The organism is Shewanella aquimarina (assembly GCF_023349185.1).
GTDB classification, from domain to species: Bacteria; Pseudomonadota; Gammaproteobacteria; order Enterobacterales; family Shewanellaceae; genus Shewanella; species Shewanella aquimarina.
In genome coordinates, this window is the sequence record NZ_JAKIKY010000003.1 from 379,180 (window position 1) to 393,069 (window position 13,890).

The following is a 13,890-nucleotide window of genomic DNA, read 5'->3' on the forward strand; positions in this document are numbered from 1 at the left end:
ATTTCCCCCACATTTCTACGACTAAAGCCGCGCTCCCTCCCCCAAGCATCAGGGTTATTCTGCTAAGGTAGTTTGTGCATCACTTTTATGCACAAAGAAGTACCACACAATAACAAGAATGAAGAGCAGAACATGACAATCAATCCATTTATCGGCAATACACTGCTGCTAACGGCCTTGTGCGCCGCTACACTCCACCCCACTAATGTTCATGCCTCCACGGCGCCAGAGGCACATAATCCCTATACCGCGCCCTCAGCAGAAGATCTTCGCCTGTATGAGATAGCCGATGCCCCCCAGCCAGCGCGCATTTTGCGCGATATACAGACCCTGGTGGACTTCGGCACCCGCCATACCCTATCGAGCCAGACAGATAAGCAGCGCGGCATAGGCGCAGCCAGAAATTGGATTAAGGCCGAGTTTGAACGCATCTCTGCTGCCTGCGGAGGATGCCTCGAGGTGATCGAGGTGGCTGACACTGTCTCGGGTAAGCGCATTCCAAAGCCGACCAGAGTCGTGAATATCATCGCCATCCAGCGCGGCACCTTAGATCCCAACCGTGTGGTGATGATGAGCGGCGATATCGACTCTCGGGTCAGTGACGTCATGGACGCTAACTCATTCTCCCCCGGCGCCAACGATAACGCCTCGGGCGTGGCTGGTGCATTGGAAGCCGCCCGTATCCTGAGTCAGTATCAGTTTGGCGGCACCATAGTCTACGCGGCCCTATCGGGCGAAGAGCAAGGCCTCTATGGCGGCGCAGGACTGGCCAGTTTTGCCAAGAAGCAGGGCTGGCAGGTCGAGGCCGTACTCAATAACGACATGATAGGCAACATCCAGGGGATCAACGGCGTGGTGAGCAACCATACGGTGCGGGTGTTCTCAGAGGGCGTGCGTATCGCCGAGACGCCAGCCGAGGCCAAGGAGCGCTACTTCAGCGGTGGCGAGAATGATTCTGCCTCGCGTAACCTTGCCCGGCATATAAAGCGGCTCGCCGACCAGTACATGACCAACCTGGACGTGCAGCTCATCTATCGTCTCGATCGTTTCGGTCGCGGTGGCCATCACCTACCGTTTAACAAGGCTGGCTTTCCTGCGGTGCGAGTGATGGAGACCAACGAGAACTACAATCGCCAGCATCAGGATATTCGCACCGAAAACGGCATCGCCTATGGCGACGTGATAGAAGGTGTCGATGAAGCCTTCGCCGCCAAACTAACTGCCCTCAACGCCATCAGCCTGGCCTCCATGGCCTGGGCTCCAGCGCCGCCGACTCAGGTGAGCATCTCGGGACAGGTATCGGCCGATACTCAGCTAAACTGGCTGGCAGATGCCACGGCCGAGGTGGCTGGTTATCGCATCTACTGGCGCAAGACCACAGAGCCGGAGTGGACCCACAGCCGCTATGTGGGCAAGGTCAACAGCTTCACCCTGCGTAACATGGTGATCGACAACTATCTGTATGGCGTCGCTGCCGTGGGCTATAACGGCAACACCAGCCCGGTAGTGTTCCCTGGCGCGGCGGGAAGCTTCTTCCTTGGGACGTTAGACTCAGTCGCCAAAGCTGCAAAACAGCACTAGTTACGAGACAGATGCTCACCATTGAGAGTTAATTTATTTGAAGGTAAATGTGACTCACTATCAGCTCAGGCCGTCTTCGCGGCCTGAACATTGTTATCTAGCCTAAAAGATTCGGGCCAGTCGCTTAGAGAAACATCCATAAACAACAGTTAAACAGTACCTTATAACACATTAAAGTGTGTCACATCTTTCGTTGACACAGACTCTATTCGCTAGAGTATTCAACAAAATATTTCATCACAAACCCTAATTTCAACCAGATATATGGCTAATATCGCATGAGTCGACTCCACTAGCCTGCTGGTTGCCCAGCTAATTGCCCGGCTAATTGCGCGAGTGACGACAGGCGCTTTTTTCCTTTTAACGCCTAAAAAGCCTACGTCCTAGGGCATCTTGCTCATTGTTACAAACGCCAACAACTAAAAACCTCAGGCTAGAGGCGTCACAATTTAAGGCGCTGTTTTAAATGAAAATAGCCCATAGAACAGCAAAGCCAAACAGGTTAACAGCAGGCTACACAAAGGTTAACGCCCGATGATGAATACGTATGTAATCGGTTGTCGGCAGTTTCGGCTCAGGGTTAACATGCCTTGGTGTTTAATTTCATGTGTAACTCCTATGAAATTGGCCAGGTCGATGCTTACCTTATCAGGCACTGAAGGCATGAAAGGTGAGCACTAGAGTCTCTATCTACTCATCAGGGCTTAAGCCTAGTGAATAAGCCTAGAGAAGTAGAACCCTAGCTTTTGGCGAATACCCGTTTGAGGGAAGCGTGTATTCGCCCCTTTTTTCACTCGACCGACTTCCATAAAATAGTGATCGCGCCCCTTTAGCCCCGCGCGACGATAACAAATAATGATAAAGAGAAGCATCGGATGTCACACAACACCCTATCCGCCCAAGGCACCCCAAACGTCAAGCCCGCTTTAAGCTTCTGGCAGATCTTCAACATGTGTTTTGGTTTTCTGGGGATCCAGTTTGGTTTTGCCCTGCAAAATGCCAATGTCAGCCGTATCTTCCAGACCTTAGGCGCAGCGATCGATGACATCCCTATTCTCTGGATAGCGGCGCCGCTCACGGGACTGCTGGTGCAGCCTATCATCGGCTACATGAGTGATAACACCTGGGGCCGACTCGGTCGTCGCCGCCCCTACTTTCTCATTGGCGCCATCTTTACCACACTGGCTATCTTTATCATGCCGCACTCGCCTGTGCTCTGGGTCGCGGCCGGTATGCTGTGGATCATGGACGCCTCGATCAATATCGCCATGGAGCCGTTTCGCGCCTTTGTCGGCGACAACTTGCCGAGTAAGCAGCGCCCACTGGGCTATGCCATGCAGAGCTTCTTCATCGGCGTCGGCGCCGTGGTCGCCTCGGCCTTGCCTTACCTGCTCACCAACTATTTCGATGTCGCCAATACGGCGCCAGAAGGCGAGATCGCCGATTCGGTGCGCTACGCCTTCTATTTCGGCGGCGCGGTGCTGCTGCTTGCCGTTAGCTGGACAGTGTTTACCAGCAAAGAATACTCTCCCGAGGAGCTTTCGCGCTTCGAACAGGAAAGCAGCGAGCAAGTGACACTGCATCATGATCGCAGCTGGCAGGCCTATCAGAAAGGCGCCATCACCTGGGGCCTTATCGGCGCCCTGTTAATCGCGATCATCTACCTGCAGTCACTCGACAAACAGCTTTACCTGTTGGCCGTAGGCGTGTTTGCCTTCGGCCCGCTGCAGTGGTTCTGCGCCAAGACCCTGAAACAGATCCGCGGCGAAACGCGTCATCAGCAAGGCATGGTGTTCAGCGTCGTCGATGCCCTATTCCATATGCCGAAGGCGATGCGCCAGCTGGCTGTGGTGCAGTTCTTCTCCTGGTTTGCCCTCTTCTCTATGTGGATCTACACCACGGCGGCGGTCACAGATCATCACTATGGCACCCAGGATGTACTCTCAAAGGCCTATAACGATGGTGCCGACTGGGTGGGTATGCTGTTTGCCTCCTACAATGGCTTTGCCGCCGTGGCGGCGATATTCATCCCCCTGCTGGCCATGGCCGTTGGTCTCAAGGTGACTCACCTGATCAACCTATGCTGCGGCGGCATTGGCTTGATCAGCTTTTACTTTATTCAAGACCCGAACCTGTTATGGCTACCTATGATTGGAGTGGGTATCGCCTGGGCCTCTATCCTATCTATCCCCTATGCCCTGCTCTCTAACGCCTTGCCTGCGGCCAAGATGGGCGTCTACATGGGGATCTTTAACTTCTTCATCGTGATCCCCCAGTTGTTGGCCGCCAGCGTACTGGGTGTGTTGCTCAATGCCTTCTTCGATGGCAAGCCGATCTTCGCCCTGATCCTGGGTGGCAGCTTCATGATCCTGGCAGGGATAAGCGTGCTGTTTGTCAGCAGCGAAGCGAGCAAAGCCGAGCGCTAATACATAAGGCTTAAGGCTTCACAAACACACAGACTTAAACGACTTAACTGACTTAACCAAAATATAAACATAATAAACGAGACCCTGAATATGACGTCTAAGCCAGTACCTTTTACGCGCACACTGATCGCCCTCTCCCTGGGCGCCCTGCTTAGCGCCTGCGGCGGCGCCAAGAATGATATCGACGCCGCGCCTGCACCAAGTGCCAGCGTATCAGCGACAATTTCAGTTGCACCGGGCGCGCCCGGCGCCTCGCCCACCTGGGCCTTTTCTGGCAAGACAGGGATTGGCACCTCGTTCGAGCCCTATGTGACCAATGCGCAGGGTGCCGATCAATACCTGAGCAGCCAGGCCAATCCCGTTAGCCGGGTATGGTTCTCACTGGCGCAGGGGATCCTCACCGAGACCATGTATGGGCTTATCCATAACGCCCAGCTCAAAGAGGCGCAGTTCATCATCAGCGGAAATGGCTTCGTCGATACCGAGAAAGACAACACGGTAACCAGCATAGATTACCTGCATAAGGATGCGGCGGGACGTCCGCTGTCCCTCGCCTACAGGGTGATTAACAAAGATATCGAAGGCAAGTATCAGATAGAGAAGCACTTCTTTACCGACCCCGATCGCGACAGCCTGGTGATGCAGGTCTTCTTTACCGCGTTCGAGCCAGGGATCACCCCCTACCTCTACGTCAATCCTCACATCGACAACAGCGGCGCCAATGACATCGCCAGTATAGGTCAAGATGGCAACAGCCTCTATGCCTACACGGGAAATGACGATTCGAGCGTGCTGACCGTGCTCGCCGACCTGCCTTTTAACCAGGCCAGCGTGGGCTTCGTCGGCGAGTCTGATGGCCTGACCGATCTTAAGGCCAACGGCGAGCTGAACTGGCATTACGCCAGCACCAGCGCTGATAAGAAGAGCCTAGGTAATGTCGCCATGACGGCAGCGCTGCCTACTCTGGAAGTGGGCGATGCTAACCGTCCAAGTCTTAGCACTACCTTGGTATTTGGCTTCGGCGCAGATAAGGCCAACAGCGAGCAAAATGCCAAAGACACGCTTACCGCCGGTTATGACAAGGTGCTCGCCGCCTATAACGGTGAAGGTGATGCCATCGGCTGGCAGGACTATCTGCAGTCGCTCTCAAGTCTCAATGCCATGACGGCCAATACCGCCGATGAGGGTAAGCTCCTCTATACCAGCGCCATGGTGCTCAAGGCCCAGGAAGATAAGACCCACGCCGGCGCTCTCATCGCCTCACTCTCAAATCCCTGGGGCGACAGCGTGTCGGCCATCAAAGGCTCGACCGGTTACAAGGCGGTGTGGCCGCGAGATTTTTACCAGTGTGCCATGGCATTTCTGGCCATGGGCGACACACAAACCCCTAAGGTCGCCTTCGAGTACCTCAAAAAGGTTCAGGTAACGGCAGCAACGCCAGGATACAGCGGAGTCCCGGGATGGTTCCTGCAAAAAACCCATGTGGATGGACAGATTGAATGGGTCGGCGTACAGCTGGATCAGACCGCTATGCCTATCATGCTCGGCTGGAAGCTCTGGCAGGCAGGCGTATTGAGCGATACTGAGATTGAACACTGGTATCAGACCATGCTTAAACCCGCGGCCGACTTCCTGGTGAGCGGCGGAGAGGTCAATCTCGACTGGAACCACACCCAAATCACGCCGCTGAAGACACAACAGGAGCGCTGGGAAGAGCAAGAGGGCTACTCGCCTTCTACCGCAGCCGCAGTCATCACGGGCCTTATCACCGCCAGCGATATCGCCAAACAGGCGGGCGACTTAGCGTCGAGCGAAAAATATCTGGCCAATGCCAAGACCATGGCTGAAAAGCTCGACTCACTCGTGGTGACCCACAAGGGGCTGCTGAGCGCAGCCGATGGAACACAAGCCCCCTACTACCTGCGTCTTGCCCCCAATGGCACGCCCGACAGCGATGATAAGCTTGCCGATAATAATGGCCGCGCAGGCTTAGATCAGCGTGAGGTGTTAGACGGCGGCTTCCTGGAGCTGGTGCGTTACGGCGTGAGGAGCGCCAACGACAAGACCATCAACGACACCCTCAAGCATATCGATAACACGGCGCTCGAGGATAATCTCAGGGTCAGGTATGAATTTACCGCCAAAGACGGCACACAATTCCCCGGCTATAGGCGCTACGGTAATGACGGCTATGGCGAAGATACCGCCACCGGCGCCAACTATGCCGAGCATGGCAGCAACACTCCGGGACAACGTGGCAGAGTCTGGCCCTTCTTTACCGGTGAGCGCGCCCATTTCGAGTTAGCCAAGGCGATCGCCAACGGCACCCTAGATGAGACGAGCAAGGCACAATTGGTACAAACCTATGTTAAGGGAATGGAAGCCTTCGCCAACGACGGCCTGATGCTCCCAGAGCAGGTGTGGGATGGCGTGGGTAACAAGACCCGCTTTAACTATCAGCTTGGACAAGGGACAAACTCGGCGACCCCACTTGCCTGGACCCATGCAGAATATGTGAAGATGGTTCGCTCTGTCACAGAGGCTAAGGTATGGGATAGCTATGAGGATGTCACCAAAGCCCTTAATGAATAACGCGCTTATTAGATAACCCCGTTAAGAGCAAAATACCCAACAGGGCTTAAAGCCGCAATAAAAAGCCAGTCCTAGTGACTGGCTTTTTAATGGGCGTTAGAGAGTGAACATGGACACATGATATTGAATTTAGATACAAGTCCTCATTAGTCCCTCCTCATCGGCCGCTCCCTACTACATTTCAGCGACAACCTGTTCGCTGCTTGCTGCTCGCTAAATTTGCCCTTACTCAACAATCACCGCCAACAATGACCGCCGAAAGAAACGCTTATCAAGCTTAATCCATTACCATAGGATCTGGCCTGAAACACGCCTCGCCCACAATGGCTGTAACATGCCTGTGGTAGCCCAACACATCCCCATATAAAAAGATATAACGAATTTTCGGGTTATAACATCATGTTCTTTTTATGAGCGAAATCCGCACCGGCTATGGGTTTGCCCCCTATATTAGGGAAGACAGAGTGGGGAATTTCTCCCGATAAAGATGATATTTCAGCAAAATTGATAAAAATGAATAAAAAAATTTGAAAAGTATTGATATACTTCCCCCCGAATTTTAGAACGTAACTCCAATAGAGTAGAAAAATGACTGATTTATCAAAGTACAGAAACATTGGTATCTTCGCTCACGTTGATGCGGGTAAGACCACCACAACAGAGCGTATCCTAAAGCTAACCGGCAAGATTCATAAGCTGGGTGAAGTTCATGATGGTGAATCTACAACCGACTTCATGGAACAGGAAGCTGAGCGTGGTATTACCATTCAGTCTGCTGCTGTAAGTTGCTTCTGGAACGATCACCGTTTCAACGTCATCGACACCCCTGGCCACGTTGACTTCACAGTTGAAGTTTATCGTTCTCTAAAAGTACTAGACGGTGGTATCGGTGTATTCTGTGGTTCTGGTGGTGTTGAGCCACAATCAGAAACCAACTGGCGTTATGCAAACGAATCTGAAGTTGCGCGTATCATCTTCGTAAACAAGCTGGACCGTATGGGTGCAGACTTCTTGCGCGTTGTTAAGCAAACTAAAGACGTTCTTGCGGCTAACCCACTCGTTATGGTACTGCCTATCGGTATCGAAGATGAGTTCAAGGGCGTTGTCGATCTACTAACCCGTAAAGCATGGGTTTGGGACGAAACTGGACAAGCTGAAAACTACAGCATCGAAGATGTACCAGCTGACATGGTTGACATGGTTGAAGAATACCGTGAGCAACTGATCGAGTCTGCCGTTGAGATGGACGACGATCTGATGGAAGCTTACATGGAAGGTGAAGAGCCATCTATGGAAGACATCAAACGTTGTATCCGTGAAGGTACTCGCACCATGCACTTCTTCCCAACATACTGTGGTTCTGCGTTCAAGAACAAAGGTATGCAGCTTCTTCTAGACGCGGTAGTTGATTACCTACCTGCTCCACAAGAAGTTGATCCACAGCCTCTGACTGACGAAGAAGGTAACGAAACTGGCGAACACGCTATCGTTGACGCCGATGCACCTCTGAAAGCACTTGCGTTCAAGATCATGGATGACCGTTTCGGTGCCCTGACCTTCGTACGTATCTACTCAGGCCGCATCAACAAGGGTGACACCATCCTGAACTCTGCTACAGGTAAGACTGAGCGTATCGGTCGTATGTGTGAAATGCAGGCTGACGAGCGTAACGAACTTGAAACCGCACAAGCTGGTGACATCATCGCTATCGTGGGTATGAAGAACGTTCAAACTGGTCACACTCTGTGTGATGTTAAGCACCCATGTACGCTTGAAGCCATGGTGTTCCCAGAGCCAGTTATCTCTATCGCCGTTGCACCAAAAGACAAGGGCGGCAGCGAGAAGATGGGTATCGCTATCGGTAAGATGATCGCAGAAGATCCATCATTCCGCGTTGAAACTGACGAAGATTCAGGCGAAACCATCCTTAAGGGTATGGGTGAACTTCACCTAGACATTAAGGTAGACATCCTGAAGCGTACTTACGGCGTTGACCTAATCGTTGGTGAGCCACAAGTTGCATACCGTGAAACTATCACTCAAGAAGTTGCTGATAGCTACACTCACAAGAAGCAGTCTGGTGGTTCTGGTCAGTTCGGTAAGATCGACTACATCATCCGTCCTGGTGAGCAAAACTCTGGCTTTACCTTCAGCTCTTCAGTTGTTGGTGGTAACGTACCTAAAGAGTTCTGGCCTGCTGTTGAGAAAGGTTTCGAGAGCATGATGCAGACTGGTACCGTTGCTGGCTTCCCAGTACTAGACGTTGAACTAGAACTGACTGACGGTGCTTTCCACGCAGTTGACTCGTCAGCTATCGCGTTCGAAATCGCTGCTAAAGGCGCATTCCGTCAATCTATGCCAAAAGCTGGCGCGCAACTTCTTGAGCCTATCATGAAGGTTGACGTATTCAGCCCAGAAGACAACGTAGGTGACGTAATTGGTGACCTTAACCGTCGTCGCGGCATGATCAAAGATCAGCAAGCTGGTGTGACTGGTGTTCGTATCAAGGCTGACGTACCGCTTTCAGAAATGTTCGGTTACATCGGTTCTCTACGTACAATGACTTCTGGTCGTGGTCAGTTCTCTATGGAGTTCTCACACTACTCAGCATGTCCTAACAGCGTATCTGAGAAAGTTATCGCTGAAGTTAAAGAAAGAGAAGCTAAGAAGTAATCTGACTTCTTAACGAAAGTTTCTTTACTAAAAACCCTAACAATGTATGTTGTTAGGGTTTTTTCTTTGGCCGAATTTCCCTCACAGGAGTCCTTATGTCCCAAGATGCCATAGTGGTATTGGATTTTGAAACCACAGGCCTCTCCCCCGCACAGGGTGATCGCGCCATTGAGATAGGTGCGGTAAAACTCAAGCAAGGCGTGGTGGTCGATAGGTTTCAGCAGCTGATGAATCCAGGCTTCGCCGTCAACAGTTTCATTGCTGGCTACACGGGGATCACCAATGAGATGCTCAGGCTGGCGCCAAGCTGCGAGACCGTCATGACAGATTTCGCCGCCTTTATCGATGGTTGTCAGTTAGTGGCTCACAATGCCAGTTTCGATCAGAAGTTTTTGGCCGCCGAGCTTGCACGCATCCATGTCCCGCAATCCCAACCATTTGCCTGTTCGCTATTGCTGGCGAGGCGCCTGTTTCAGGACGCGCCCAATCATCAGCTGGGCACCTTAGTCAGTTATCTCGCGATCGAAAACGATGGGGTATTTCACCGGGCACTCAATGATGCCGAGGTGACGGCGTCGCTCTGGCTCGAGCTCACCGCCGCCGTTACGCAAAGATGGGCCTGTCCCGCCCCCAGTTTTGAGTTGATGCTCAAGCTGCAACGTCAGCCCAAGCATCAGTTAGAAAGGTTTATGAAAAAACAGATGGCCTAAAGTTTCTTGCCGCAGGATTCGCGCTCTATCAGGCTGGTGGGGATCAACTGATTACTCACCTCCTGCCCCTTGATCTGTTTCAGCAGACTCTCTACCAAGATCTCGCCGGCGAGCTTAGTATTTTGCTTGATGGTCGTCAGCGGCGGGTTGGCAAAACTCGCCACGGGAATGTCGTCATAACCGACGATGGCCACATCCTCGGGGACCTTGATCCCTTGCTCTTTTAGCGCCCGCATGGCGCCGATGGCAATGAGATCGCTCGCGGCAAAGATGGCATCGAAGGGGCGTTTCTGCGCCAGCAGTTGGCTGGCCGCCTCAAACCCCGAGCTTTCCGTGCTGATGGCATCCACCTGCAGTCCCTTCTGCAAGGGTACGCCCGCCGCCTTAAGCGCCTGTTGATGGCCCAGGTAGCGCGCCTGAAATTCCGGGCTATGGCTGGAGGCATCGCCGAGAAACGCGATATGGCGTCGCCCCTTAGCCAGCAGATGTTCTGTGGCAAGCACGCCTCCCTGACGATTGTCACAGCCAATGGAGAGCACAGAAGATTTGTGCTGCGCCGGCCCCCAGATCACCAGATGGGTATTTTGCGCCGCCAGTTTATTCAGTTTCTCCTCGTAATCCATGTAATCGCCATAACCGAGCAGAATAATGCCATCGGCCTTATTACTGTCTTCATAGTCGGCGTGCCAGTCGCTGCTGAGCTGCTGAAAGGAGACCAGGAGATCATAGCCCTGCTGCGCCGTTGCCCGGGTGATAGAGCCCAGCATGGAGAGGAAGAAGGGGTTGATCAACGAATCATCATTGGTGGGATCTTCACACAATAACAGCGCCAGAGTCAGACTGCTTTGAGTGCGCAGGTTGCTGGCGTTTTTATCGACCTTGTAATTAAGTTCCTTGGCGATGGCCTGTACTCTCAAGCGCGTCTCTTCATTGACGAGCGGACTGTTTCGCAGCGCGCGTGATACCGTGGATTGCGACACCCCGGCGCGGTAGGCTATATCAATAGAGGTAGCTTTCGTTGTCATAATTATGGGCGACCTTGTTATACACGAACAGGGCGAGCCAGCGCCCGCCCCTTAAGGAACACGATTATATCCCAAGCTCCTTCATCAGATCATCTGAATCATCTACCACGACGGCACTATTAACCGCCGCAGACCAGGATGGGTCCGCCGCCTGACTGCCCTGGCCGTGCTGAGCTAGCAGGGCATCGGGATCGTCTTCTTCGTGTTCGAACTCTGCCAACTTGATAAACTCCGTCTTATCCATGGCGTATTCGAGATAGAAGATATGGTTTCTGGCAGTCTTGAAGGCGACACGGCGCGCCACCGCCTCATCTAAGTTGGTGTCGATGGAGATGGTCAGTTCCTTATTAATAGTCAGCATCTTAGGCTGACTCTGATTAATAGAGGTCTGCAGCTCCTTGTTTACCTTGACGATAAAATCACCCAGGATTTGATTCATCAACTCGCCCATCACATCCCCCACCTCATCCGAGGTATGGGAGAAGGCCAGCTCAGATTCGGGCATGCCCATCTGCTTCATATAGGCCTGATAAATTTCCACCGCCGCCGGCGCCGAGAAATTGATCACCACCAGGCCCGAAAATCCGCCATCGAAGATGGAGAAACAGCCCAGATCTGGCTTGAGGCAGGTCTTGGTGATACTTTGCACCATGGCCGCGTGGCTCACCTGACTGGCCGTGGTGCTTGAGAGCACATGGCACACCGAATGGCAGAGTTTAAGAAGAATATCGTCGGAACTGATCACTTGCGAGGTCATAGTCTCATCACATGTCAAAAAAGAGTCATACTCCATTCTGCGCGCTATTTCGATAAAAATCAAAATCAAAACAGGGGATTAGTTAATTCTCATTCAGTGGCTAATTCTCGAGCAGAATTGACCTTAGCAAACTCAGTGCTCATCACGCTCACCTCACCTATCAAAATCCCGAGTAAGACGCAGTTAAGCGCCTCACAGTACATAAAAGATTCATTGTTCGATTGCGTAAAAATGCCAAAACGATCCATCGCCAACGTGAGCCAGTTCAATTAATTAACAATAAACAGTCAATCGATTGACTATTCGTTATAACCGCATTCTCAGGCAACACGTTAGCCTGTATATTAGCGGCATTTAACCGGGCTATTAAGGACATATCATGCTTGCGATCCTCAGAAGGTTTACCATTCTTCAACGCCTCATTTTTATGCTGGTGCTTGCCGCCATAGGCACCTTTGTCTTCGCCAGTTTTTCGATCAACGAGCAGCGCAACAACCTGATTAAGCAGAAGTGGCTACAAAACGATGCGCAATTATCCACCCTCCTCAGCGTCGTCGACACACACTATCGCCAGACCCAGCAGAATAAATTGACGCCGGAAGACGCCAAACGAGAGGCAGCAAATCTGGTCAATCAGATCCAATATGGCGAGAGTGGCTTCTTCCTGCTGTTTGACCAAGACCACACTCTGCTGGCCAACGGCGCCGCCCCGGATAAGCTTGGCATCAAGCCCTCTGCCCTGACCAGTCAAATGGGCGGCAACAGCCTGGACAAGTTGCTCGATAACGCAGCGGCGTCCGGTGTTGCCAAGGCACGCATGGAGATGAGAAATCCAGTTACCGGCGAGCGCGAAGAAGCCTTAATGGAGGCCCGCACCTTCCCAGCCTGGCAGTGGACACTGGTGACCACCTCTTACATGAGTGACGTCAACGACACCACCATCAGCGTGATGTACAACTACCTCGGCATCATGCTGCTTATTTCAGTGCCTATCTTCGCCTTCTTCTTAGTCCTCAATCACTCCATCAGTTCGCCCCTCAACCAGGCGATCGATGCGATGAAAGATATTGCCGAAGGCGAAGGCGATCTCACCAAACGTCTACCGACTAAAGGTAAAGATGAAGTGGTGGCCCTTGCCATCGCCTTTAACAACTTCGTTGGTAAGATCAACAAGATGGTTGCCGATCTCCAGCCGGTGGGACAAGATCTTAACCAGGATGCCGATCGCCTGTTCAATGCCGTCGCCGAGTCCAACGCCAGCGTAGATCATCTGCACCAGGAAACCAGCAGCGTCGCCACCGCCATCAATCAGATGCTATCGACCACCCATGAGATGGCCAGTAGCACCCAGCAGGCGGCAGATGCGGCCAACAGCGTCAAGCAGCAGGCCCAGGATAGCAAGCAGCAGATGGATGGCACGGTAGAGAACACCCATAAGTTGGTGCAGGAACTGAAAAACGCCGAGAGCATCACCCAACATCTTGGGGTCTCCTCCGAGCAGATTGGCAGCATCCTGGATGTGATCCGCGGTATTGCAGATCAAACCAACCTGCTTGCGCTTAATGCCGCCATCGAGGCCGCCCGCGCCGGCGCTCATGGCCGTGGTTTCGCCGTGGTTGCCGACGAGGTCAGAGCCCTGGCTAACCGCACCCAGGACTCCACCAATGAGATCCAGAAGATCATCACAGACATTCAAAATGGCGTGACCAATGTGATGCACAGCAACAGCGATACCCAGAGTCAGTCGGTAGAGCTGCAGCAACAGGCCCAGGCCGTGGGTGATTCACTCAATACTATCTTGGAGCTGATCGCCCATATCAGCGACATGAACACCCAGCTGGCCAGCGCCACCGAAGAGCAGTCTCTGGTGACCGAGGAGATCAACCGCAACATCTGTAGCATCACCGAACTCTCCGAGGTATCGGTTAAGGCCAATGAGAGTAATCGTATGGCCGCCGAGTCGCTGCGTCAGATAAGTCAGACCAGCGCCAAGATCTTAGGCCAGTTCAAGGTGTAAAACACAGATATTCAAACAGATAGCGAAACAGACAGGGAGCCAATTGGCTCCCTTGTTATTAACGCTCACAAAGCAAGACAAGAGCGAGTCCCCCCCCCTACAAGCACAT

General features: G+C 52.6%; 8 protein-coding genes. 6 read left to right on the forward strand and 2 right to left on the reverse strand.

What is annotated here, in order from left to right:
- The first annotated feature begins 132 nt into the window (after positions 1-132).
- The 5 genes from L2731_RS05870 to L2731_RS05890 all read left to right on the forward strand — a co-directional run bounded on the left by L2731_RS05870 (position 133) and on the right by L2731_RS05890 (position 9,982).
- Positions 133-1,581 (forward strand): M28 family metallopeptidase, encoded by a 1,449-nt coding sequence (locus tag L2731_RS05870; protein ID WP_249252224.1) that lies wholly within the window; start codon positions 133-135, stop codon positions 1,579-1,581.
- 875 nt (positions 1,582-2,456) lie between these two features.
- Complete coding sequence (locus tag L2731_RS05875) at positions 2,457-4,007, forward strand: MFS transporter (RefSeq protein ID WP_249252226.1); 1,551 nt, start codon at positions 2,457-2,459, stop codon at positions 4,005-4,007.
- A gap of 90 nt (positions 4,008-4,097) precedes the next feature.
- A complete protein-coding gene (locus L2731_RS05880; protein WP_249252228.1) occupies positions 4,098-6,599 on the forward strand; it encodes a glucan 1,4-alpha-glucosidase in 2,502 nt (833 codons plus the stop codon).
- Positions 6,600-7,187: 588 nt separating this feature from the next.
- The gene (gene fusA, locus L2731_RS05885) at positions 7,188-9,272 is read left to right on the forward strand and encodes an elongation factor G (RefSeq protein WP_041511338.1); all 2,085 of its coding nucleotides are present in this window, start codon (positions 7,188-7,190) and stop codon (positions 9,270-9,272) included.
- Positions 9,273-9,367: 95 nt separating this feature from the next.
- Positions 9,368-9,982 (forward strand): 3'-5' exonuclease, encoded by a 615-nt coding sequence (locus L2731_RS05890; protein WP_249252230.1) that lies wholly within the window; start codon positions 9,368-9,370, stop codon positions 9,980-9,982.
- Here L2731_RS05890 and L2731_RS05895 read toward each other — a convergent pair.
- Positions 9,979-11,007 carry a LacI family DNA-binding transcriptional regulator gene (locus tag L2731_RS05895; RefSeq protein ID WP_239850455.1) on the reverse strand — a complete coding sequence of 343 codons (1,029 nt, stop codon included), beginning with the start codon at positions 11,005-11,007 and terminating at the stop codon, positions 9,979-9,981. The two genes, L2731_RS05890 and L2731_RS05895, sit on opposite strands and share 4 nt — an antisense overlap.
- A gap of 64 nt (positions 11,008-11,071) precedes the next feature.
- Positions 11,072-11,764 (reverse strand): DUF3334 family protein, encoded by a 693-nt coding sequence (locus tag L2731_RS05900; protein ID WP_041511341.1) that lies wholly within the window; start codon positions 11,762-11,764, stop codon positions 11,072-11,074.
- 379 nt (positions 11,765-12,143) lie between these two features.
- On the opposite strand from L2731_RS05900, the gene L2731_RS05905 reads away from it, so the two are divergent.
- Positions 12,144-13,781 (forward strand): methyl-accepting chemotaxis protein, encoded by a 1,638-nt coding sequence (locus L2731_RS05905; protein ID WP_249252232.1) that lies wholly within the window; start codon positions 12,144-12,146, stop codon positions 13,779-13,781.
- The last annotated feature ends 109 nt before the right edge of the window (positions 13,782-13,890 follow it).

Excerpts from the sequence above, each read along its gene's own strand:
- L2731_RS05870 (WP_249252224.1), top strand. The coding sequence starts at position 133 with ATGACAATCAATCCATTTATCGGCAATACACTGCTGCTAACGGCCTTG.
- L2731_RS05875 (WP_249252226.1), top strand. The coding sequence starts at position 2,457 with ATGTCACACAACACCCTATCCGCCCAAGGCACCCCAAACGTCAAGCCC.
- L2731_RS05880 (WP_249252228.1), top strand. The coding sequence starts at position 4,098 with ATGACGTCTAAGCCAGTACCTTTTACGCGCACACTGATCGCCCTCTCC.
- fusA (WP_041511338.1), top strand. The coding sequence starts at position 7,188 with ATGACTGATTTATCAAAGTACAGAAACATTGGTATCTTCGCTCACGTT.
- L2731_RS05890 (WP_249252230.1), top strand. The coding sequence starts at position 9,368 with ATGTCCCAAGATGCCATAGTGGTATTGGATTTTGAAACCACAGGCCTC.
- L2731_RS05895 (WP_239850455.1), bottom strand. The coding sequence starts at position 11,007 with ATGACAACGAAAGCTACCTCTATTGATATAGCCTACCGCGCCGGGGTG.
- L2731_RS05900 (WP_041511341.1), bottom strand. The coding sequence starts at position 11,764 with ATGACCTCGCAAGTGATCAGTTCCGACGATATTCTTCTTAAACTCTGC.
- L2731_RS05905 (WP_249252232.1), top strand. The coding sequence starts at position 12,144 with ATGCTTGCGATCCTCAGAAGGTTTACCATTCTTCAACGCCTCATTTTT.